At 62.4% G+C, this 21,783-nt stretch carries 25 protein-coding genes; 11 read left to right on the forward strand and 14 right to left on the reverse strand.

The window, feature by feature from the left end; translation table 11 throughout:
- The first annotated feature begins 44 nt into the window (after positions 1–44).
- The gene (locus tag ACFFNA_RS02700) at positions 45–428 is read left to right on the forward strand and encodes a hypothetical protein (RefSeq protein ID WP_111543640.1); all 384 of its coding nucleotides are present in this window, start codon (positions 45–47) and stop codon (positions 426–428) included.
- Positions 429–493: 65 nt separating this feature from the next.
- On the opposite strand, the gene ACFFNA_RS02705 is transcribed toward ACFFNA_RS02700, so the two are convergent.
- Entirely contained in the window at positions 494–1,387 is an 894-nt protein-coding gene (locus ACFFNA_RS02705) for a LysR family transcriptional regulator (RefSeq protein WP_111543639.1), read from the reverse strand.
- A gap of 131 nt (positions 1,388–1,518) precedes the next feature.
- On the opposite strand from ACFFNA_RS02705, the gene ACFFNA_RS02710 reads away from it, so the two are divergent.
- Positions 1,519–2,250 (forward strand): SDR family oxidoreductase, encoded by a 732-nt coding sequence (locus ACFFNA_RS02710; protein WP_378915390.1) that lies wholly within the window; start codon positions 1,519–1,521, stop codon positions 2,248–2,250.
- Here the strand turns inward: ACFFNA_RS02710 and ACFFNA_RS02715 are convergent.
- Complete coding sequence (locus ACFFNA_RS02715) at positions 2,247–3,467, reverse strand: alanine racemase (protein WP_378915392.1); 1,221 nt, start codon at positions 3,465–3,467, stop codon at positions 2,247–2,249. The genes ACFFNA_RS02710 and ACFFNA_RS02715 overlap by 4 nt on opposite strands.
- Positions 3,468–3,677: 210 nt before the next feature.
- Here ACFFNA_RS02715 and ACFFNA_RS02720 point away from each other — a divergent pair, with 210 nt between their 5' ends.
- The gene (locus ACFFNA_RS02720; protein ID WP_111543636.1) at positions 3,678–4,595 is read left to right on the forward strand and encodes a DMT family transporter; all 918 of its coding nucleotides are present in this window, start codon (positions 3,678–3,680) and stop codon (positions 4,593–4,595) included.
- A gap of 396 nt (positions 4,596–4,991) precedes the next feature.
- Here the strand turns inward: ACFFNA_RS02720 and metF are convergent, their stop codons facing one another.
- Positions 4,992–5,909 (reverse strand): methylenetetrahydrofolate reductase [NAD(P)H], encoded by a 918-nt coding sequence (gene metF, locus ACFFNA_RS02725; RefSeq protein ID WP_378915394.1) that lies wholly within the window; start codon positions 5,907–5,909, stop codon positions 4,992–4,994.
- Positions 5,909–6,916 carry an ArsR/SmtB family transcription factor gene (locus ACFFNA_RS02730; RefSeq protein ID WP_111543634.1) on the reverse strand — a complete coding sequence of 336 codons (1,008 nt, stop codon included), beginning with the start codon at positions 6,914–6,916 and terminating at the stop codon, positions 5,909–5,911. The genes metF and ACFFNA_RS02730 overlap by 1 nt, the downstream gene beginning before the upstream one ends.
- A gap of 131 nt (positions 6,917–7,047) precedes the next feature.
- Between ACFFNA_RS02730 and tsaA the strand changes: the two genes are divergently transcribed.
- A complete protein-coding gene (gene tsaA / locus ACFFNA_RS02735) occupies positions 7,048–7,572 on the forward strand; it encodes a tRNA (N6-threonylcarbamoyladenosine(37)-N6)-methyltransferase TrmO (RefSeq protein ID WP_378915395.1) in 525 nt (174 codons plus the stop codon).
- Positions 7,569–7,883, forward strand: a complete 315-nt coding sequence (locus ACFFNA_RS02740) for a DUF2293 domain-containing protein (RefSeq protein ID WP_111543632.1) — start codon at positions 7,569–7,571, stop codon at positions 7,881–7,883. Before tsaA ends, ACFFNA_RS02740 begins: the two co-directional genes overlap by 4 nt.
- A gap of 13 nt (positions 7,884–7,896) precedes the next feature.
- Here the strand turns inward: ACFFNA_RS02740 and ACFFNA_RS02745 are convergent, their stop codons facing one another.
- Complete coding sequence (locus ACFFNA_RS02745) at positions 7,897–8,400, reverse strand: hypothetical protein (protein ID WP_378915398.1); 504 nt, start codon at positions 8,398–8,400, stop codon at positions 7,897–7,899.
- A gap of 156 nt (positions 8,401–8,556) precedes the next feature.
- Here ACFFNA_RS02745 and ACFFNA_RS02750 point away from each other — a divergent pair, with 156 nt between their 5' ends.
- Both ACFFNA_RS02750 and ACFFNA_RS02755 read left to right on the forward strand, forming a co-directional pair.
- Positions 8,557–9,519, forward strand: coding sequence for a D-amino acid aminotransferase (locus ACFFNA_RS02750; protein ID WP_378915400.1), 963 nt, complete (start codon positions 8,557–8,559; stop codon positions 9,517–9,519).
- Between the two features lie 132 nt (positions 9,520–9,651).
- Entirely contained in the window at positions 9,652–10,491 is an 840-nt protein-coding gene (locus ACFFNA_RS02755) for an SDR family oxidoreductase (RefSeq protein ID WP_378915402.1), read from the forward strand.
- A 77-nt stretch (positions 10,492–10,568) separates the two neighbouring features.
- On the opposite strand, the gene ACFFNA_RS02760 is transcribed toward ACFFNA_RS02755, so the two are convergent.
- Both ACFFNA_RS02760 and ACFFNA_RS02765 read right to left on the reverse strand, forming a co-directional pair.
- A complete protein-coding gene (locus ACFFNA_RS02760; protein ID WP_378915404.1) occupies positions 10,569–11,186 on the reverse strand; it encodes an MOSC domain-containing protein in 618 nt (205 codons plus the stop codon).
- Positions 11,187–11,191: 5 nt separating this feature from the next.
- Positions 11,192–11,833, reverse strand: a complete 642-nt coding sequence (locus ACFFNA_RS02765; protein ID WP_378915406.1) for a TetR/AcrR family transcriptional regulator — start codon at positions 11,831–11,833, stop codon at positions 11,192–11,194.
- A gap of 124 nt (positions 11,834–11,957) precedes the next feature.
- Between ACFFNA_RS02765 and ACFFNA_RS02770 the strand changes: the two genes are divergently transcribed.
- The 3 genes from ACFFNA_RS02770 to ACFFNA_RS02780 all read left to right on the forward strand — a co-directional run bounded on the left by ACFFNA_RS02770 (position 11,958) and on the right by ACFFNA_RS02780 (position 13,505).
- Complete coding sequence (locus tag ACFFNA_RS02770; protein WP_378915408.1) at positions 11,958–12,380, forward strand: tautomerase family protein; 423 nt, start codon at positions 11,958–11,960, stop codon at positions 12,378–12,380.
- 31 nt (positions 12,381–12,411) lie between these two features.
- A complete protein-coding gene (locus tag ACFFNA_RS02775) occupies positions 12,412–12,810 on the forward strand; it encodes a VOC family protein (protein WP_378915630.1) in 399 nt (132 codons plus the stop codon).
- A 116-nt stretch (positions 12,811–12,926) separates the two neighbouring features.
- Positions 12,927–13,505 carry a methyltransferase family protein gene (locus tag ACFFNA_RS02780; RefSeq protein ID WP_378915410.1) on the forward strand — a complete coding sequence of 193 codons (579 nt, stop codon included), beginning with the start codon at positions 12,927–12,929 and terminating at the stop codon, positions 13,503–13,505.
- Positions 13,506–13,520: 15 nt separating this feature from the next.
- Here the strand turns inward: ACFFNA_RS02780 and ACFFNA_RS02785 are convergent, their stop codons facing one another.
- The 5 genes from ACFFNA_RS02785 to ettA form a co-directional block, all read right to left on the reverse strand.
- On the reverse strand, positions 13,521–13,937 hold the full coding sequence (locus tag ACFFNA_RS02785) for a GFA family protein (protein WP_378915412.1): 417 nt from the start codon (positions 13,935–13,937) through the stop codon (positions 13,521–13,523).
- A 227-nt stretch (positions 13,938–14,164) separates the two neighbouring features.
- On the reverse strand, positions 14,165–15,286 hold the full coding sequence (locus ACFFNA_RS02790; RefSeq protein ID WP_111543625.1) for a beta-ketoacyl-ACP synthase III: 1,122 nt from the start codon (positions 15,284–15,286) through the stop codon (positions 14,165–14,167).
- A gap of 107 nt (positions 15,287–15,393) precedes the next feature.
- Entirely contained in the window at positions 15,394–15,732 is a 339-nt protein-coding gene (locus tag ACFFNA_RS02795; protein WP_378915414.1) for a hypothetical protein, read from the reverse strand.
- 100 nt (positions 15,733–15,832) lie between these two features.
- A complete protein-coding gene (gene tam, locus ACFFNA_RS02800; protein WP_378915416.1) occupies positions 15,833–16,600 on the reverse strand; it encodes a trans-aconitate 2-methyltransferase in 768 nt (255 codons plus the stop codon).
- A 41-nt stretch (positions 16,601–16,641) separates the two neighbouring features.
- A complete protein-coding gene (ettA, locus tag ACFFNA_RS02805) occupies positions 16,642–18,291 on the reverse strand; it encodes an energy-dependent translational throttle protein EttA (RefSeq protein ID WP_258594742.1) in 1,650 nt (549 codons plus the stop codon).
- A gap of 275 nt (positions 18,292–18,566) precedes the next feature.
- Here ettA and ACFFNA_RS02810 point away from each other — a divergent pair, with 275 nt between their 5' ends.
- Positions 18,567–19,853 (forward strand): GGDEF domain-containing protein, encoded by a 1,287-nt coding sequence (locus ACFFNA_RS02810; protein WP_378915632.1) that lies wholly within the window; start codon positions 18,567–18,569, stop codon positions 19,851–19,853.
- Between the two features lie 144 nt (positions 19,854–19,997).
- On the opposite strand, the gene ACFFNA_RS02815 is transcribed toward ACFFNA_RS02810, so the two are convergent.
- Both ACFFNA_RS02815 and ACFFNA_RS02820 read right to left on the reverse strand, forming a co-directional pair.
- Complete coding sequence (locus ACFFNA_RS02815; protein ID WP_378915418.1) at positions 19,998–20,612, reverse strand: hypothetical protein; 615 nt, start codon at positions 20,610–20,612, stop codon at positions 19,998–20,000.
- Between the two features lie 86 nt (positions 20,613–20,698).
- On the reverse strand, positions 20,699–21,706 hold the full coding sequence (locus ACFFNA_RS02820; protein WP_378915420.1) for a ribonuclease T2 family protein: 1,008 nt from the start codon (positions 21,704–21,706) through the stop codon (positions 20,699–20,701).
- Positions 21,707–21,783: the final 77 nt, after the last annotated feature.

Raw genomic sequence — 21,783 nt, forward strand, 5'->3', positions numbered from 1 at the left:
TGACTTTCGAAGCTTGTTGGCACCAAACATTGTGGACGTCAGGCATGAGCCTCTACGACCCAAAGAATAACTACACGCCTAGGCTTGTCCCATCGCAACCATGGGACAGCATAGAGGCGTTCTACGTCTCGCTGACCAACGAAGCTTTCGACCAGCAGCACGCGGTCGATCTCATTCGTCACATCCGGTCTGCTTATGCGGAGAACAGATTTTACGCATTCACCTCGATGCATACGCTGATTATCAGCGTCAACAATCCCATCGAGTTCAATCGCGACAACCTGCGAATTGACTATCATTCCAGCGACGAGACTTGGGCATTCAATTATCTGTCAAAGCCTTTCAAGCCGGCTGAATTCGTCAGGCGCTACCCGGCGGCGCTGGGGATCGAAAAGTTCGACAGTTTCGTACAGATGATCGGCTGGTAGGACCGCGGCTGCGTGGTGACGCATCGGAATCGTCACATCGAGAAACCATTATCTCTCATGAGCATTCATGACCTCTCCCGCACAAAATCAATGAATGCTCGCAAGGCTGGCGGCACGTGGCGTGCGCTTGGGTGGTATAGATAAAAACCTGGAAAGCTTGGTGACCAAGCCTCGAGAAAACGGACCAGCTTGCCCTTCTCGATCCATGGCCGAACCTGGTAATCGATCATGTAGGCAATGCCCGCGCCATCCAGCGCGGCGTTGAGCATCAGGTCGGTTTCGTTGACGGTCAGGCTACCCTCGACAGCGATCTCCAGGGCCCGTTTGCCGCGCGAAAACTCCCATCGGTAAATATTGCCGCCGCTGGGCCACTGGAATTTGATGCAACGATGCTGGTGCAGATCCTGCGGATGGCGCGGGATGGCCCGGTTCTCGAAATAGGCGGGGGCAGCCACCGCAGCCATCTGCAGGTCCTCACTCAATTTGACCGCCACCATGTCCTTTTCCAGCCGCTCGCCAAGCCGGATGCCGGCATCGAACCGCCCTTCAACGATGTCGGTCAGCATGTCGTCGACGATCACCGTCAGCGCGATATCGGGATAGGCGCGCTGGAACTCGCCAAGGATCGGCGCGATGAACCGCACTGCGGCGACGCGTGGCACGTTGATACGCAGCGAGCCCGCTGGCCGATCCCGCGCGGCACGAATGTCGGCGACGGCACCGTCGAGTTCGCCGAACGCGACCGCAAGACGGGCGAACAGCGTATCGCCGGCGGCAGTTGGTGAAACGCTGCGCGTCGTGCGATTGAGCAATCTGACGCCAACGCGGGCCTCCAGCTGGCGGATCGACTGACTGAGTGCCGGCGGCGACACCCGCAGCCTGGCGGCCGCACGAACGAAACTCCCCTCTTCCACGATCGCCGAAAATGCCTTGAGCTCGGTGAATTCGGAGCCTCGCATTGTATATTCCTGGATTAATAAGCTGATCAGATAATAGGCTATTAACTGATCAATTGCATGCCGCTATTTCTCAATCATCGGCGTCGTCAAACAGACCGGCGCGCCTTCTGAATGGTTGAAGGGAATTGATCATGTCTCAGTCTTTGCAAGGCAAAACAGCAGTTGTCACCGGTAGTTCGCGCGGCATCGGCCGCGCAATCGCTGAGGGGCTCGCGGCCAATGGCGCTGCGGTCGCTGTCAACTATGTCGGCAACAAGAAAGCCGCCGACGAGGTGGTGGCCGCCATCGACAGCAAAGGCGGAAAGGCGGTCGCCATCCAGGCCGACATTTCCGTCGTTGACGATGTCCGCCGCCTGTTCGACCAGACCGAAAGCCAGCTGGGCGCGATCGATATTGTCGTTGCCAATGTAGGCATCGCCGTCATCAAGCCGCTGATCGAGGCCACCGAAGCCGATTTCGACCTGGTCTTCGGGACTAACGCCAGGGGCACCTTCTTCACGCTTCAGGAAGCGGCGCGCCGCGTGCGCGACGGCGGCCGCATCATCGCTGTCTCCACCGGCGGCACCAGGATGTTCTTCACGCAGACGGCGCTCTATCTCGGCAGCAAGGGCTCGGTCGAACAATTCGTGCGCGTGCTCTCGCGTGAACTTGGGCCGCGCGGCGTCACCGTGAATGCGTTGTCGCCGGGCTTCACCGACACGGACCTGCTTCCCGAGCGCGATCGCGCCCTGGCGGCCGGCATGTCGCCGTTCGGCAGAATCGGCGCGCCGCGCGAGGTTGCCGACGTCGCGGTCTTCCTGGCCAGCGATGAGGCGCGCTGGCTGACCGGCGAGAATATCCAGGCCGGGGGTGGGGTGGCCTAATCCGCCATCGTCTCCAGGCTCGCAAATCCTTGCGGCGCGTCGCCTTCGTCGAACGGCGTCGTCACCTCGACGAAGGTGTCGGGATAAAAGCCGTTGAAGCGGGTCCTGAGCGACAGCGAATAGGCGCCGATATGGCCGATCTCGATCCAGTCGCCGGTGTCGACCGTTTCCGGCAGCCAGAACGGCCGCGACAGGATGTCGACGGAATCGCAGGTCGCGCCGCAGACCCTGAACGGCACGATGTTCTTGTCCTCGCCATTGCGCGAGCGGATCGCCGGATCGGGGATAAAACGCGCCGGCAACGTGATCTTGCCGGTCCATGAATCCGACAGCGATGCCCAGATGCCGTCATTGATGTAGAGCCGTTTGCCCTTGCGCAGCAGCACGCGCACGATCAGCGACAGGCAGCGCGCCACGATCACCCGGCCGGGCTCGGCCACCAGCGGCATCTGGTCGAACTGATACTCTTTCAGGTCACCGGACAGCCGCGACATGATCTGGCCGAGCGACGGCATCTCGATCTGCTTGCGGTTCGGGTCATGGCCATATTCGGCCGGAAAGCCGCCGCCGACGTCGAGCCCGGCAATGTCGAAGGTCAGCCGGTTGCGCACCCAGTCGGCCGAGGCCAGCGCCCGCTCATAGGTGTCGGGATCCTCGATCTGGCTGCCGACATGGAAACACAGGCCAACCTTGTAGCCGGTGCGGTTCAGCCGCTCCGCCAGTTCGACGGCATAGGCCGGCCCGGCGCCAAACTTCTTCGACAGTTCGTAGGCGGCCGATCCTTTCGTCTGGATGCGCACGAACACGCTGATCGCGCCCGGATCGATGTCGAGTGCCCGCACCACCCGCGTCAGCTTGGTGATCTCGTCCTCATGGTCGAGCGAAATGACCCGGACGGCGTACTTCTCCAGCGCCAGCTTGATGTCCGACTGCGCCTTGACCGGATGCATGTAGAGCATCTCGGCATCGGGTGAGACTGCGCGCACGGCGGCGAACTCGCCGGGCGAAGCGACGTCGAAAGCGGTGACGCCGGCCTCGACCAGCGCCTTCAGCACGATCGGCTCGCCATTGGTCTTGACCGCATAGGCGGTTTTGCCGGGGAACATGCCCATGAACTGCCTGGCATCAGCCATCAGCACCTGCGGGCGGAAGCAATAGATCGGATCGTCCGGGCGAAGCGCCAGTGCCGCCTCGCGGGCATTCTCGAATCGCTGCATGGACGAATCCTTACCTGGGCCGCGCACAATTAATCCAAGCTAGCGGCTAATGAAAACAATTCTGTGTCTCGTGCACCTGACGCAGCGGCGCTAGGTCTTTGGCGGCAGCGTTTGCCATCAGTCAGGTTTCGGGTGGCCCTTGTCGCCGGACCCGATATGCGTTCTGCCTGACCGGCTGGCATTCAGGCCGTCTGGGGGAGGACGATTGACATGGCAATGACCGCGACATCCGCGCCACGCGGGCCGATGGTGCTCAAGGACTGGGGACAGCTTCTGCTGCTCGGTGCGATCTGGGGCGGCTCGTTCTTCTTTGCCCGCATCGCGGTGGCGGAACTTCATCCGCTGGTGCTGGTGCTGTTTCGCGTCGCCATCGCGGCGATCGCGCTGCAGTTGTATCTCGCCATTCGCGGACCATCCTTCCGCCTCGCGCTTCCCCATGCCAGCCTGTTCTTCCTGCTGGCGCTCACCAATAATGTCATCCCCTTCTCGCTGATCTTCGCCGGCCAGACCCAGCTTGGCGCCGGCGTTGCCTCGGTGCTCAACGCAACGACGCCGTTCTGGACGCTGATCCTCGCCAACGCGCTGACATCAGACGAAAAGCTCTCCTGGAATAAGCTCGCCGGCATTGCGCTTGGCATCGCCGGCACGGCGGTGATGATCGGTCCCGGCCTGCTTGCCGGGCTCGGCGGCCCGGTCTGGGCCAAATTCGCGTTGATCGGCGCCTCGCTGTCCTATGGCGTGGCGCTGATGGTCGCCCGCCGCTTCAAGGGCGTGCCCTCGCCGGTCATCGCCACCGGACAATTGACCGCCTCGACCATCATCATGATCCCGATCGTGCTCTTCACCTATGGTCCGGCGGGCCCGTTCTCGGCCTCGCCCCCTGTCTGGGCGGCAGTGCTGGCGCTGGCGCTTTTGTCCACCGCCTTCGCCTACATCCTCTATTTCAACCTCGTCGCCTCGGCCGGCGCCACCAACGCTTCGCTGGTCACGCTCATCGTGCCGGCCAGCGCCATGCTGCTCGGCTTCCTGTTCCTCGGTGAGCGGCTCGAACTGTTCGAAATCGGCGGCGTGGTGCTGATCGCACTTGGCCTCGTCACCATCGACGGACGATTGTTCGGAAGGCGTTAGGACCGACACGGTAGCGCTGCCATGACACAGCAACGACACATCAGCGCCATAATTTATTCACAGGTCTGAAGCGGGTTTTTGCCGAAGAGTTTCAATGCCTAACGGCAAAAGGTGGGTCGCAAATCTAGCAATCACGTCGCAATGCAGCACATTTTCCGCTTGCCTGTGGCACAAATGAACCTAGACTCTCAGACATAGCTCTTTAAGAGGAGGCTATGTCATGGGACTTACGAGGCCTATCAACGCATTGATGATCTGTGCTGCATTCGCCTTCATCGGAGCCCTCATTATGGGCTTTCTTCCCTGACCCGCCAAGACGGGGAAGACCAGCACCCAATAGTCCAACCGATTCGAAAGGCCGGGTTTTTTACCCGGCCTTTTGCTTTTTCAGCCAATTCATGCCGCAGCTGACCCGGCCGCCTCAGCTTCGTGCGAGCGGATGCCGATCATGTGGCAGATGGCAAAAACCAGATCGGCCCGGTTCATCGTGTAGAAATGGAAATCGCCGACCCCGCGCTCGACCAGGTCCATGACTTGTTCGGCCGCCACCGCCGACGCCACCAGCGCATGCGTCTGCGGGTCCCGGTCAAGCCCCTCGAACCGCTCCGCCAGCCAGCCAGGCACATGCGCGCCCGCCCTCGCGGAAAAGTTCGCGACCTGCTTGAAACTATGAACCGGCTGGATGCCCGGCACGATGGGGATGTAGATGCCGGCGCGGCGGACGCGCTCGACATAGCGCTCGTAGAGATCATTGTCGAAGAAGAACTGGGTGATGGCGCGCGTCGCGCCATTGTCGACCTTGCGTTTCAGCATCTCGATGTCGGTGGCGAAATCCGGGCTTTGCGGATGCTTTTCCGGGTAAGCCGCTACGGAGATGTCAAAATCCGAGATTTTCTTAAGCCCGGCGACCAGTTCCGCGCCATTCTCGTAGCCGCCTGGATGCGGGCGATAGGGTTCGCCGACACCGGAAGCCGGGTCGCCGCGCAGCGCCACGAACCGGTTGATGCCGATCGACTTGTAATCCTGGATGACCGCGTCGACCTCTTCGCGCGTTGCACCGACGCAGGTCAGATGCGCCGCAGCCGGAATTCCGGTTTCCGTCAGGATGCGCTTTACGGTGCGTGCGGTGCGCTCACGCGTCGAGCCGCCGGCGCCATAGGTCACCGAGACGAATTTCGGCTTCAACGGCTCCAACCTCGTGACCGTGTCCCACAGCCTTGCCTCCATCTCGTCGGTCTTCGGCGGGAAGAATTCAAAGGAAACCCGGACCTTGTCACCAATGTCGGGGCGGCGGGAAAAGCGGAACTGGTTCATCAGGCAACTTCCCTTATCTGCCTTGTGTCGTTGGAAGGATCGGCGATCAGCAGGCGCCGGTCGCGGCCGAGCCAGAGTTTTACGGTGAGCCTGGCTTCGTTGCCGCCGCGCGGCTCGAACTCCTGGCTGTCCTCGAGATCGAGGCCGGCTTCTGCGAACCAGTCGGCGATCTGCCGGTCGGAAAAACCGAGCCGCATATGCGCGTGCTCGTCACGCAGGAATTCCAGCGTGTGCGGCGCGAAGTCGACGATGACCAGCCGCCCGGCCGGGCGCAAAAGCCGCGCCGCCTCGTGGATGGCGCGGGCTGGATCGTCGAGATAGTGCAGCACCTGGTGGATGGTGACGAGATCGAAGGCATCGCGCTCGACGGGCGGCGCGAAGATGTCGCCCTGCCGCACCTGCGCATTCGAAACGCCGGCCTTGTCGAGATTGGCGCGCGCCACGGTCAGCATCTCGCGCGACATGTCGATGCCGACGCCGCGCCGGTAGAGCGGCGAGAAGATTTCGAGCAGCCGCCCGGTGCCGGTGCCCAGATCGAGCATCGACTGGAACGGCCGCTTGCCGACCAGTTTCAGCATAGCGGCTTCGACGGCGCGGTCCGGCACATGCAGCGAGCGGATATGGTCCCAGCTTGCCGCATTCACGGAAAAATACTCGGCTGCCCGGTCCTGCCGCTTGCGTTTGACCGCGCCCAGCCGCTCGAGATCGCGCTCGACCTGTGGATCGGCACCGCGAATGCCGGAAACCAGCCCCATGACGAAGTCACGCGCGGAATCCGCGTCAGACAGGCGGAAGAAGGCCCACGACCCTTCCTGGTAGCGGCCGATCAGCCCGGCCTCCAGCAGCAACTTGAGGTGCCGCGAAACGCGTGGCTGCGACTGACCGAGAATTTCGGTAAGATCGGAAACGGTGAGGTCGCCGCGCGACAACAGTGCCAATATGCGCAGGCGGCTGGATTCGGCCGCCGCCTTCAATGTGTCCACCATGGTGTCGAGCGAGACATGCATCAGCGTATTCTCTTTGAAAAAGATATAAACATATGTTTATGTCGATTTTCGACACCTTGCAAGGGCTATGTCGCTTCCGGACAAGAAAATGCCGCTTGCGTGATCCCGACCAAAAAGATGCGAGGGCGGAAATGACCGGACCGCGTGAGATGTTCGAGGCGCGCGACGGCGAGCAGAAATTGGAAAACGATCCGGCGCTGATGCCAGCCGACGGCGGCATCGTCTTCATCGGCCGCATCACCTCGCCATGGACGACACGGGAGACCTGCCCCAAGAACATGCGCACCGCGCGCGCGACCGGGCAGCCGGCGGTGCTGACCATCGACGCGCCCTTTCGCCCTGGCCTGCAGGGGCTGGAGCGCGCCAGCCACGTCATCATCCTGTCCTGGCTGCACCATGCACCGCGAAGCCTGATTGTGCAGAAACCCCGCCATGCGGCTGACGCCAAAGGCGTATTTTCGCTGCGCTCCCCTGCCCGGCCGAACCCAGTCGGCCTGCATGTGGCCAGGCTGGTCGGGCTCGACATCGGCACTGGGCGCCTCGATCTCGACGCCATCGATGCGCTCGATGGCACACCGGTCATCGACATCAAGCCTTATTTCGCCTCGACTGACGCCATCGCCGAGGCGACCTTCGAAGGGCGCGACGAGCGATGAAAGCGCCGACCGGCCGCCGCCGTGCCATCGCCAAGGCGCTGACAGCACTTCTGCCGCTGGCGCCCTATGCCGACATGGAGAAGATCCGTGCGGATGCCGGCTCGGTTCACATGAAAACCTTGCCGCCGACCATCGCCGTGTGGCTGGCGACCATTGCCCACATCCGCCACGTGCACACCGATTACGAAAAGCTGCTGGGCGAAGGCTATGACCGCGACTCGGCGCGGTTCTTCGTCATCGAGCAGACCAACATCGTGCTGACCCGCTGGCGCGCCACACGACTGCTCGATGCCGACGACGAGGAAGAATGAGGCTTCAGGTCGTTTATTGCCGCGTCAGCACGGCGACCGCATTGTAGGGCTGGCCGTCGGCCTGGCCGGTCCACGTCCAGGACAGATTTCCCTTGAAAAACCGGACGGTGATGTTGCCGCCGTCGATGCATTTGTCCTGACCGTAGGTGATGCTCTCATGGTATTCCGTCGACGTATCGTCCCTGGACGTCTGCGACAGCGATCCGCCGCAACCGAGCGACGGATAATCGATCGACGTGCCGCCATCATTGATCGTCATGGCGATCGACCAGTCCGCCCCGGTAGCCCCGGCCGGGCTTTGATGGCCGCTGCCGACCCAGGTGCCGCTCAGCGTCGGTACATTCACCACGCAAGGCACGTTCTGGAAGATCGGCGTCAATTCGCTGCCGGTTTTCTCGCAGCGATAGGTCTGGCCGCTCTGGCACAACTCCTCGCCTTCGCGCGCGCATTGGGCACTGGCTTGACCAGCGGCGGCGAAAATCATCATGGCTGCGATGACAGTCCCAAACCTGCCCATGTCCCCTCCCGGTCAGAGCCCGCAACGTAAGACAATTCCCTTCTAATGTATCGTCCAGATCGTCATCGAGGACGAACAGCGCCGGGCGGCTGGCTCTATGCCTTCCGCGTGGCGCCGATAGCCTGCCGATCCCGCCTTGTGCGAGAGGACGCCCCGATGAGCCAGACGATGGCAACCAAGGATGCCAAGCCACTGCCGACGGTCAGCGACCGTTACATCGACCCGCATTCCTATCCCGACGGCATCGCCTTCCTCGACGGCCAGTACCTGCCGATGTCGCAAGCGAAGATCTCGGTGCTGGATTGGGGTTTTCTGCATTCAGACGCCACTTACGACACCGTGCATGTCTGGAAAGGCCGCTTCTTCCGCCTCGACCTGCATCTCGACCGCTTTTTCGGCGGGCTGGAGAAGCTGCGCATGACGATCCCGTTCCACCGTGAAGGCGTGACCGAAATCCTGCACAATTGCGTCGCGTTGTCCGGCCATCGCGCCGCCTATGTCGAAATGCTGTGCACGCGCGGCGCCTCGCCGACCTTCAGCCGCGACCCGCGCCAGGCGGTCAACCGCTTCATGGCGTTCGCGGTGCCGTTCGGCTCGGTCGCCAATGCCGAGCAGTTGCAGCGCGGCCTGCGTGTCGCCATCAGCGACAAGGTGCGCATTCCGCCGGCCTCGATCGACCCGGCGATCAAGAACTACCACTGGCTCGATCTGGTGCGCGGTCTCTACGATGCCTATGACCGTGGCGCCGAGACCGCGCTGATTCTCGATTTCAACGGCAATGTCGCCGAGGGTCCGGGCTTCAACGTCTTCTGCGTCACGGACGGCAAACTGTCGACGCCGGCCAATGGCGTGTTGCCCGGCATCACCCGGCGCACCGTCTTCGACCTCTGCGCCGGAGAAGGTCTTGCCGCCGCCACCAACGATGTCGGTGTCGCCGCTTTGCGCGAGGCTGACGAGGTCTTCATCACCTCGACCGCCGGCGGCATCATGCCGGTGACGGAGATCGACGGCGCCCGGATCGCGAACGGCAAGGTCGGGCCGATCACCAGCCGCCTGATGGCGCTTTATTGGCAAAAGCACGACGACCCGGCATGGTCGAGCCCGGTGCAATATCCCTGATCATCAAGGCGGCTTGTTCAAAAAAGATTTCCCCGCCTCTGGAAAAGCACGGGATGCACCGTATATGCCCGAAAGCGGAGAGGCCTCCGCTTTCACTCGAAATCACGCCGGCAGGGGCAAGGACTCCACATCATGACAAACAAGGTTTGGTTCATCACCGGATCGTCGAAGGGCTTTGGCCGCGTCTGGGCCGAGGCAGCACTCGCCCGTGGCGACCGCGTCGCGGCAACCGCCCGCGATGCCAGCACGCTCGCCGATCTCGTCGAGAAGTACGGCGATAATATTGCCGCGATAAAGCTCGACGTCACCGACAAGAAAGCCGTCAATGCCGCGATCGCCGAGGCGCACAAGCGCTTTGGCCGGCTCGACGTCGTCATCAACAATGCCGGCTATGGCCATTTCGGCGCCATCGAGGAAGTCAGCGAACAGGAAGCTCGCGACCAGATCGAAACCAATGTCTTCGGCGCTCTCTGGGTCACCCAGGCCGCGCTGCCGATCATGCGGGCACAGCGTTCCGGCCACATCATCCAGATTTCGTCGATCGGCGGCGTCAATGCCTTTGCTTCGCTCGGCCTTTACCACGCCTCGAAATGGGCGCTGGAAGCCTTCAGCCAGTCGCTCGGCATCGAGGTCGCGGAATTCGGCATCCATGTGACGCTGGTAGAGCCGGGCGGTTTCTCCACCGATTGGGCCGGCCCGTCGGCCAAGGTTTCCAAGCCGATCGAAGCCTACGCGCCCGCCCGCGCCAAGATGGCCGAGCGCCGCGCCAATTCCGTCGCCGGCGATCCCGAGGCCACCGGAGCGGCGATGTTGGCCATTGTCGACGCCGCCGAGCCGCCGCTGCGCGTGTTCTTCGGCGATGGAGGCCTGCCGATGATCAAGCAGGAATACGCTAACCGCATCGCCACCTGGGAAAAGTGGGACGACGTTTCCATCATGGCGCAGGGCGCGAAAAAGAACCGCAGGGCCTAAGCCCAGCGCTTTTTGCTACGCCGCCCCCGGCGGCGTAGCCCCCATGCGGAAATACCTATTCCGATGCGGGCGAGAGTCTAGCTCTGATAGATCCACTGCTCAGGCACCCGCACCGAGATCTCCTCGCCGGCCTTGATCGTTCCCGGCTTCTCGACCCAGGCGACAAGGCCGCGCAGCCGCTTCGCCGATTTCGGGAACAGCAGCGCGCCGGCTTCAACGTCGGCCATCCCTGCATGTTCGGCGATCGATCGGCCGGCGAGGCGGCAAGGTCCGTTCTGTGCGTCGACCTTGATGGTCACGCCGTCCTTGAAGAACAGCAACGTGCCGGCCGGCAGCATGGACAAATGCGGCACACCCTCGATCAAAAGGTTGGCGCCGATCCACTCCGGCTTGATCTCGGCCAGGCCCATGCGTTCGGCGACGATGGCCAGTTCATCCGCCGCCACAACAGACAATTGCCGCTCGTTGCGCATTTCGGTACCGCGCGGATACCAGGGCTCGCGCCCGCCCGAGCGCCGCGTCGCGCCGGCGTGGAAATCGCCTGATATGCCATCGAAGCCCAGCCGCAACGCATCGGCCGGGCGCGTCTCGAAATGATCCGATGGCGCCACGTAAAGCGCTGCCACCTTGGCGACCAGCTTTCGCGCCGGTACGATTTCGATCGGCTTTTCAGCCTCGGGGAAGAGATCCAGCATCGGCTTCATTCCTTGGATGATGCGCCCTGTTTTTGCCCTTCGATCGCGAACACCGCAAGGGCGGTTTGGGCCAAAGTGCGCAACTCTTCGACCGAAGCGCCGTCCCGCGCCTGGATCGACATGCCGTTCATGACGCCGGCCAGGTATTTGGCGAAGCCCTCGACAGACAGACCTTCCGGCAGGTCGCCCATTGCCCGGCCCTTGGCCAGCCGCTCGGCGATCGCCGCTTCACTTGCCTTGCGATAGGCCTTGAGTTCATCCGCAATGGCTTGTGCCTGCGGCGAAGCTGCGAGCGCACCGCTGACGAACAGGCAGCCACCCGGCTTGCCGGCCCTGGAATAGGCCTCCGCCGCTCCGAGCAGCAACCGCCGGATCGCCTCCCCCGTCGGAACCGGCGCGCTCAGCGCCTCCAGCGCAAAGCCGATCTCGGTCTGGTGGTAGCGCGTCAGCGCCTTGCGGAACAAAGTCTCCTTGTCGGTGAAGGCGTTGTAGATCTGCGGCGGCGTCAGCCCCATCGCCTCGCGCAGCATGGCCAGCGATGTCGCCTCATAGCCATGCTCCCAGAACAGATGCATCGCGGCATCCAGTGCCCGGTCGGGATCGAATGCGCGTGGCCGGCCACCCCTAGGCTTTTCCAATTTATCCATAGTGATCGATACGAAACCTGTTGACTCGCCCTCTCCGCGTAACGTAACAATTGATACGAAACGTGGCAAGCTGGGAGACATGTCCGCCGGCAAGACCATGGAAACCAGCGAAAAGGAGAGCCAAATGCCAATCACCGTGACCGCGCCCGAAGGCGTACTGACCCCCACGGGAGAGCGCGAGATCCTGCCGCGTCTCAGCGCCGCCCTCATCGAAGCCTCCGGCGCCACCGGCAATGCGTTCTTCACCGGGATCGTCGGCGGCACGGTCCACATCCTGCCACTGCATCGCATCTATGCCGGTGGCGCCAATCGGCCGGTCGTCATGGTCGAGCTGAAGCTGCCGAACATCGGCCTTGGTTCGATCGAAACCCGAAATGCCTTCATCACCGCGGCCGCAGGCATTGTCGCCGAGCTCTGCGTGCCCGGCCACCGGCCTGAAAACACCTGGATCAACATCGTCAATGCGCCCGACGGCGGCTGGGGCATCGGCAGCCGGCAATATTCGGGCGAGGCACTTGTCGCTGCCGCAACCGCCGCAGCGCAGTGATTTGGCGGCTGCGATGAACAGGAGCGAACCGATGCGGCTCTCCCCTTCGCTGTTCTTCACCACCAATTGCGAGCCGGCACTGGCCTTCTACGAACAGTGCGGCCTTGGCCGGGGAACGATCCTGCTGCGCTGGGGCGACAACACCATGCCGGTGCGAACCGAAGCCATGCGCGGAAAGGTGTTGCATGCGCGGTTCGAAGGCCCGGGCGTGCTGTTTCATGCCTCGGACAATGACGATGCGGAGCCAATGAAGGGCTCCGCCCTTTGTCTGGAATTCGACAGCCTGCCGGCGATGCGGGAGCTTTTCGCCCGCATCGCCGCAGGCGGCCGGATCACCGTGCCCCTGGCGCGGCAATATTGGGGAACCAGCTTCGGCATGCTGGTCGACGCCTTTGGCGTGCAGTGGATGTTCAGCTGCCCCAATGAATGAGGGCGCGGATCACGATCTTCTTACCTGAAAATAGAACCAGTCCCAAGCTGCGCCGCATTGCTGACGCGCTGCGCCGGTTTCATGGTGACAGCCAGGCAGTTTCAGGAGACTCACCATTGCAACCCGGGACGGCAATCGCTCTGCTTTGGTTGATCTGGGCGGCAACTTGGGCCGCCGCAGCGCTCTGGGCCGACCCGGCCCAGAAACGCGCCGGGTTCAGGGCGGAGGTTCGCTATCGGGTTCTCTGGCTGGTTGGCGCGGTGTTGCTGTTCATTCCAGCGCACGGCTATGAAGGCCGGCTCAGGTTATGGATGCCGAACTTCGCCGAGGCATGGATCTGTGTCGCCCTGATCGCCATCGGCATCGCCTTTGCCTGGTGGGCGCGCCTGCATCTCGGCAGGCTGTGGTCGGGCACCATCACCGCCAAGGCCGGGCACCACGTTGTTGACACCGGCCCGTATGAGCTGGTCCGGCATCCGATCTACACCGGACTGCTGTTGGCGATCCTGGCCACCATGGCGGCCAAGGGTACGGTCTGGGGCATTGCCGGAACCGCTTTGCTCATCATCGGCATCGTGACGAAGGCAAGACTGGAAGAAAGCTTCCTGCGCGGCGAGTTGGGCAGTGCCTATGACGATTATGCCAGGCGCGTCCCGATGCTGGTGCCGTTCGCTCCGGTCCGATACGGCAGTTGAACGCCAGGTTGTGTTTCAGTTTGAATTTTTTGCCGCACTGCTTTGCTGGAAGTGTTCGACGGCACCGTCAATTTGAACCCAATCATGTTTCGACTGCTCGAAAACCGGTCTGGCGGGGGACGGGTATTTTGGGTCTGCCAGTGCGCCGACTGCAATGCCGATCAGCGATGGTAGCTTGTCGGCCTTCCAATAGATCGTCGATCCGCAATTGGGACAAAAGTAGGTGTGGACCTTGCCGCCGCTGGCTGCCTCGCGGGTGAACTCTTTCGCAGTTCCGGAGATGGCAACGGCGTCGATCGGATAAAAGGCGCCGACGCCAAATGGCGCGCCGGTCCTGCGTTGGCAGTCAAGACAATGACAGGCGACGACCAGTTTTGAGGATCCTGGAAGCGTGAGCGTGAGAGCACCGCAGTTGCATCGGGCATCAATCATTGGAAAACCCTCCTTTTCTGAAGCGAGATCGTGTTGATTTCAAACGGAGACACTCCCCAACACAGGATGTGTTGAGAGTCAGGTCAGGCTGAGCGGGAGTGGAAGACGGGCGCGAAAGGGACCAGATTGGCCCGAGAACCGGAACGGAGCGCACTTTTGGGTGCGTGAGCACCGGGTGCGTAGGACGCCGCCCATTCGCAGGCCGGCTGAATGTGGAATGCCCGAGTCTAGAGCATTCTGAGAAGCGCGCCGCCTATGGAATACCCCGCGCCAAAGGCGCAGATCAAGCCGAAATCGCCGGGTTTCATGTCGGCATGGTTCTCCGACAGCGCGACAATGGCGCCGGCACCCGCCGTGTTGCCCAGCCTTTCCAGCACCATCGGCGCGCGGTCGTGGTCGACCTCGTGGCCGAACGACAGTTTCAGGATCATGGCATTCATGCGCGCATTGGCCTGATGCAGCCAGAAGCGCCGGACCGCCTGCGGCGTCAGCCCGTGCTCGGCCAGGAACTCGACGATGAACTTCTGCCCGGCGACGGTGACTTCCTTGAACACCTTGTTACCGACCTGCTTGATCAGATTGCCTTCCAGGTTGATCATGTAGGGATCCTCCTGGGCGGTGCGGGTATGATAGCCCAGATTGGTGCGGATGTTGTTCGACATCTGCGTCCAGATGCGTGTGTCCAGCACCTCGAAACGCCCCGGCCGTTTGTCGCCCTGAGCAAGTCCCTCCACCACCATCGACACCGAGGCATCGCCGAAGATGAAATGCGTCTGCCGGTCGCGGAAATTGAGATGGCCGGTGATGATTTCCGGCGTCGTCACCAGAATGCGCTTGTGCGCACCCGAGCGCACCAAATTGACCGCCATGTGAAGGGCCGCCGCGGCGGACGAACAGCCAAGCCCCATGTCGAAGCCGGCGCCCCTTGTGCCCAGCGCCTCCTGCATTTCGATGGCGATCGCCGGATAAGGCCGCTGGTGGTGCGAGGCCGAGCAGATGATCAGATCGATCTGGGACGGTTCAAGTCCGGCATGGTCGAGAGCTTTTCGCGCCGAGGCGATGCCGAACTCGGCCTCCAGCGACGGCGCGTCGTCGGGCCGCGCCGGAATACGCGGCGCCATGCGGGTCGGATCCAGAATGCCTTCGCGCTCGATCACATGGCGGGTGCGCACACCCGAGGCGTGGACGATAAAGTCGCTGTCCGATTTCGCCAGCGGCGGCTCGTCAGTGCCCTGACGGCGCGCATTCTCCATGTCGACCCAGGCATTGAAGCTGGCGACCAGTTCTTCATTGGTGATCGTGGGTTCGGGGATTTCAACGCCAATGCCGCTGATGATGACGCGATGCATGTCCAGTCCGTCCCATCCGCAGGCGTTGCGGGCTTCATGTGGGCGCCGGAACGCTCCGGCGCAACACTTTTCTCACCGAGGCGGTTTACGCCGACTTAAGCCTGACTTCACCAGGCGCACAACTTGGTGTTGGTCTGCGGGTTGTTCCAGCAGGCGCCGTCGTCGCGGCCGCGCACGAACTGCCCCGGCAACGGTACGTTGCGATGGCCGAGATTGACATAGCCATAGGCGAAGCCAGGCCCGTCGATCTCCAGGACATAGGTCGGAAATCCCGGCGCCGAGATGCGGAAGCTGCCCGCATCGTCGATCGCGCGATAGCTGCACGAGAAATAACCGTCATCGCTGGTATAGCAGCGCGCCCGCTTGGCCTCTGCCGGGATCGAGAACGCCAGAAGGGCCGCCGTGCACACGCCGCCGCCGAAAAGCATCTTTTTCAATGTTATCATCCACCCCCGCCACTGGTCATCGTGACCCCAACGCGATGAAATGCGCACGGTGACGAAACCGGGTCAAGCGGCCGCGATTGGCGACGCGCAAGGTGGACAATCAAGCCCGCTTGGCGACGATGAAGATGCGCGGAAAGCGCAAAAGCACCTTGCCGCTCGCCGTCTTCGGATAGGCCTTGGCGATCTTGGCCGTGTAGCTGTCGAGGAACATTTTGCGCTCGTCCGCCTCGAGCGGATCGAGGAACGGTTTCAACCCGGTCGATTTCACCCATTCAACGATCGCCTCGGCGTCGGCAAGCGGATGGTTGTAGATGGTGTGCCAGATGTCCATCCGATCACTGAGCGGCGACAGCAGGTCATAGTAGAACGACACCGACGGCAACGGCCCGCGTGCCGCGCCCTTGAGCTTGTCGGCAAACGGCATTTCAGTGGCAGTCTCCCGCATCAGGCGATGCGAGTCCTCGCCCATATTGTCGGGCATCTGGATGGCCAGCGCGCCGCCTGGGGCGAGGAAACCCATCAGCCGCTGGAACACCGCCGGATGCTCCGGCAGCCACTGGAACACCGCATTGGCGAAGATCACGTCGACCGGCTCCGCCGGCTGCCACTTGGACGCGTCGGCAAGGTCAAAGGTGACGTCAGGCAGACGCGCCCTCGCCTTCTCGATCATGTCTGGCGAGGCATCGAAACCGCTCACCTCAGCGTTCGGCCAGCGCTCGACAAGCAGCTCGGTCGAGTTGCCCGGCCCGCAGCCGATGTCGACGACCCGGCGCGGGAAATCCACCGGCACTTGTGCTGCGAGATCACGCGCGGGTCGCGTGCGCTCATCTTCGAATTTCAGATATTGGGCGGCGGACCAATCAGCCATGTGAACTCCTCATTTTGAGAATTCGCCGCCCGAAAAACCCCTTACCGCGTCAGCCTCTTGTAGGTCATGCGGTGCGGATTGACGGCATCCGGCCCGAGGCGGCGGATCTTGTCCTGCTCGTAGTCCTCAAAATTGCCCTCGAACCATTCGACATGGCTGTCGCCCTCGAAGGCAAGGATGTGCGTGGCCAGGCGATCGAGGAACATACGATCGTGCGAGATGATGACCGCGCAGCCGCCGAAATTTTCCAGCGCGTCTTCGAGCGCCGCCAGCGTTTCCGTATCCAGATCGTTGGTCGGTTCGTCGAGCAGCAGCACGTTGCCGCCGGTCTTCAGCATCTTGGCCAGGTGCACGCGGTTGCGCTGGCCACCGGACAGATTGCCGACCTTCTGCTGCTGGTCGCCGCCACGGAAGTTGAACGAGGCGCAATAGGCACGCGTGTTGGCCTCGAACTTGCCGAGCTTGACCACTTCGGCGCCACCCGAAATCTCCTCCCACACCGTCTTTGACGGATCGAGCGCATCGCGGCTCTGGTCGACATAGCCGAGCTTGACCGTCTCGCCGACGCGGACAGAGCCCGCATCCGGCTTTTCCTGGCCGGTAATCATGCGAAACAGCGTCGTCTTGCCGGCGCCGTTCGGGCCGATGACGCCAACGATGCCACCGGGCGGCAGCTTGAATTCCAGGCCGTCGATCAACAGCGTGTCGCCAAAGCCCTTCGACAGGCCTTCCGCCTCGATCACCACATTGCCGAGCCGCTCGCCATGCGGAATGACGATCTGCGTATCGCTCGGACGCCGCTTGTCGGCGGCATCCAACAGATCCTGGAACGCCTGGATACGCGCCTTGGACTTGGTCTGGCGGGCTTTCGGGCTGGACTGGATCCACTCGCGCTCGCGGCCAATGGCGCGCTGGCGGGCGTCGTCCTCGCGGCCTTCCTGCTTGAGGCGCTTGGCCTTCGCTTCGAGATATTTGGTGTAGTTGCCCTCATAGGGAATGCCGCGGCCGCGGTCGAGTTCGAGGATCCAGCCGGTGACATTGTCGAGGAAGTAGCGATCGTGGGTGATGATCATCACGGCGCCCGGATAGGCGCGCAGATGCTTTTCCAGCCACGCCGTGGTTTCGGCGTCGAGATGGTTGGTCGGTTCGTCGAGCAGCAGCAGGTCAGGCTGGCGCAGCAAGAGCTGGCAGAGCGCCACGCGGCGGCGTTCGCCGCCCGACAGCTTGGTGACATCGGCTTCCTTGGGCGGGCAGCCCAGCGCTTCCATCGCCATCTCGACCTGCTGTTCGAGATCCCACAGGTTCAACCGGTCCATCTCGTCCTGGAGCTTGGCCGACTCGTCGGCCGTCTCGTCAGAATAGTTCATCATCAGTTCGTTGTAGCGTTCGATGACGGCGGTCTTGGCGGCGACGCCTTCCATGATGTTCTCGAACACCGTCTTGCTCGGATCGAGCGCCGGCTCCTGCGCCAGGTAGCCGACGGTGGCGCCTTCGGCCAGCCACGCCTCGCCGTTCCACTCCTTGTCGAGCCCGGCCATGATCTTGAGGATCGTCGACTTGCCCGAGCCGTTGGGGCCGAGGATGCCGATCTTGGCGTCGGGATAAAAGGAGAGATGGACATTCTCGAGCACCTTCTTGGTGCCATAGGCCTTGTTGAGGCCGGCCATGTGATAGATGAACTGGCGTGCCACGCGCGCTTTCCCTGAAAAACTGACTGGCCCAGAGAAACTGACTGGATTTGTCAAATTGAATGGAGGTTGGCCGCTATGTAGGCGATGCGGCGGCGAACGGCAATCGCTTTTGCCGCTTCGGGCCGGTCACACGCGGAAGTGTCCGTCAACCGGTGAAGTTTTCCGCCGGTCGCCGGGCGCGATGAAAGCTCCGTTAACCCTTCCGCGTCAAAACAGGATCGAGGTGGAATCGCTGGTTTGTCGCGATTTCAGGAGAAATGATCGGATCGACGGCGTTGCTGAACAGTTTCCTGCTCCTTGCCGAATCGGTCGTCTACTTCAGCGTCATGGTGACGCTTTTCCGTTTCAGGAAGCGCATTGGCCTCGGCGTGTTCGTCTGCGCGCTCGGCGTCATGCACTTCCTCGAGACCTATCTCGCCAGCGTCTTTTACGTCGCCTTGCCGGTCGGCATGGTCTCACCGGGCTCGGCGGTGCTGTTTTCGGGCAAGCTGGTGATGCTTTTGCTGCTCTACATGAAGGAGGACGCCGCCACCGTGCGTCAGCCGATCTATGGCCTGCTGCTTGGCAACGCGCTGATGATCGGGCTGGTGCTGCTGTTGCGTCTGCACGCCATCGCCCCGCTTCCCGATGGCAGGCTCCCCGACATCGGCTTCATCGACGAGATGGGCTGGCTGATGGTGTGGGGCACGACGCTGCTCGTCGTCGACGCCATCCTGATCATCCTGCTCTATGAAAAGCTTGGGCGTTACCTGCGCAAGGCACAGTCCGCGCGCATCCTGATTTCGGTCGCCTGCGTGCTCACCTTCGACCAGGCGGGGTTCTTCACCGCGCTGCATTTCGTCGCCGGCGCGCCGATCGCGGTGTTTTTCGGCGGCTGGTTTGCCAAGATGATCGCGGCGCTGACCTTCAGCACCATGCTCGTGGCCTATCTCAGATGGTTCGAGGAACGCCAGATCCCGGTGCCGCGCGGACTGACCGACATCTTCGACACGCTGACCTATCGCGAGCGCTATGAGGCGCTGGTCGAACATGTCGGCCGGGACGGCCTGACCGGTCTGCTGCACAGGGGGCGCTTCGACAGCGATGGTGAAGCGGCTGTCCAGGTCAGCCTGCGCACGGCGAAGCCGCTCAGCCTGCTGATCATCGATGTCGATCATTTCAAGTCGATCAACGACCGCTTCGGCCATGCCGAAGGCGACAAGGTGCTGAAAGCCGTTGCGACCCTGCTCGGCGAAGCGGCAAGCGCCGAAGACCAGGTGTTCCGGATCGGCGGCGAGGAATTCGCCATCCTCAGTTCGCGTCCGCACTCGGTCGCCAGGCTGTTTGGCGAAAGCATCCGCCACGCGGTCAAGGCCTCCGCCAACACCAGCCGCTTCGACCTGACAGTCAGCGCCGGTGTCTCCAGCGTCAGCGAAACGACGCGCTGCCTTGCCGATCTGTTCGCGCTTGCCGATCAGCGCCTCTACAAGGCGAAGTCGACCGGGCGCGATCGCATTGTCGGCGAACCGGGCGGCCACGAGGCCGACGCCGCCGTTGCATGGACCAAATCCGCCCAGATTTAGAGCAATTCCAGGAAAAGTGTGAAAGGGTTTTCCGTCCGGAATTGCGTCAAAACGAAGAGATAGAGCACGATCCCGAAAGTGGTGTCCGGTTTTCTCGGACAAACGGAAACCGTTTGTCCAGAGATCGTGCTCAGCTGTGAGCGCTTACGGCGACTTTTTCTGCCGCCGTATGCCGGCCAAAGTAGAGACCGCCATCAGCGCGATCGCCAGCCATTTCAGCGCGGTGATGATCGGCCGGGCTTCGATGTCGTAGGCGATGAACAGCAGGATGCCAGGCACCAGCAGGCCGCACATGATCAGCATGATGCGGTTGATCTGCCAGGACACTTTTGAGGCCAGCGCCTCGTCGCCGGGCGCGGTGATCAGCGCCGCACGCACCGTCTTGCTGGCCACCAGCACTGCCGAAAGGCGCATAGAGATCGGCAGGCCAAGCCCTAAGATCAGAAAGGCGCAAGCTGCCAGCAGCAGCGAAAACTTCAGCGCGCTGGTCTCCGCCGGCACCGGAAACAGCACCGTCGCCAGCGGCAGGAAGACACCGAAAATGCCGAGCGCCGCAATCGTAATGAAGATCACCGCATTGACGATGGTGAACAGCTGGTAGGTGCCGGTGCCAATCGGTTCGGAAAGCGTCCGCATCCGCGCCCATTCGGTGTCGGTGTAGGAAAAACCCGGCCATTCCATGCGGCCGTCGCTGATCGCGACCATACCCTTAGCCCAGAAAGCCAGCCGCGCCAGCGCGCTGCTCGTCATGCCATCCATTGCGACCCCCGCCCGAATGATGCTCGACGCAGCATAGCACCACGACGCGGCAAAGTGACAGTCCGGCGTCTGCGTTCAGCCAGTGCTTACTGGAACCCGATCGCGTCGACGGTGCCGGTCGGGCAACCGGCCTTGTTGGTCGGCACCGAAGCCAGCAGCAGGTCCTTGAGCGAGCTGTCGGGACCGATCGGGCCGGCAAGGCCGAGCGTCAGTTCGCCGATCAGCCGCCTGCCGCTAGACGGATCGATGACGCAGGAGACGCGCACCCGGTCCCCTGCTCCAGCGCCAAAGGCGCTGTCGAAGGCACCGCGGATCTGGTCCGCCGTCAGTTTCCCACCAATGTTCTTGGCGAAGAGATCGCGCACCGGCGAGCTGTTCACGGCACGCATCAAATTGAGCGCGTCGGAGAAATAGTCCTGCTGGCTCTTGCCGTAGCAAGTGCCGTGCTTGATCCATTCATGCCGCTCGAGATGGGAAGCCGTACCCGGCATCACCTGGTCGAGTTCCGTGCGGGTGCTGGCGTCCAAATTGACCGGCGGCAGGTCCTTCCAATGGGCCGGATTGTCGTTGGCCTTGTCGCTCGCTGTCGCCTGGCAATAGAAATTGCCGTTCGGCTGCGGCCACAGCCCGTGCAAGGTGAAATGCGTCGCGTCGAAATCGCCGGCGCTCTGCGCCTTGCATTCGGTCTTGCTCGACTTGGTCTCGCAAAAGGCCGGCTGCCAGCTCAGCGCGAAGACATATTCGGGTTTTCCCGAAGCCGCCGGCTTGCCTTGCCCGCCAGGTGCTGCCGGCACTGTCGCGGCACTGCTGCCGGAGACATGGCCGCAACTGACCTTCACCCAGCGGCGCTCCGGATCGGCGCCCGGCATCAGGATGAGATAATGCGTCGGCGCATCCTTGTTGCCGGCAAGCAGCGGGTAGCTTTGTCCGGCGTCAGTCGAGACATTGCCGGGGTTCTTGCCGTTCTTGATGGCTTGCGTTGCCGGACAGGCCGCGTCGGCAACGAAGGTGCCGCTCATCTTGACGTCGGCATGCGCAGCATCGGCCAACGACGCCACCAGCATGGCCAATCCGAAAACAACACCAATGCGCATGGAAAATCCCCGGCTGAAGAAGTGGGCGACAGACTGAAGCTGTCTCCATGTCAGAATTGCGATATTTTGCTGGCCAA

The sequence above is a fragment of the Mesorhizobium kowhaii genome (genome assembly GCF_042431665.1).
In the GTDB taxonomy this organism is placed as follows: domain Bacteria; phylum Pseudomonadota; class Alphaproteobacteria; order Rhizobiales; family Rhizobiaceae; genus Mesorhizobium; species Mesorhizobium kowhaii.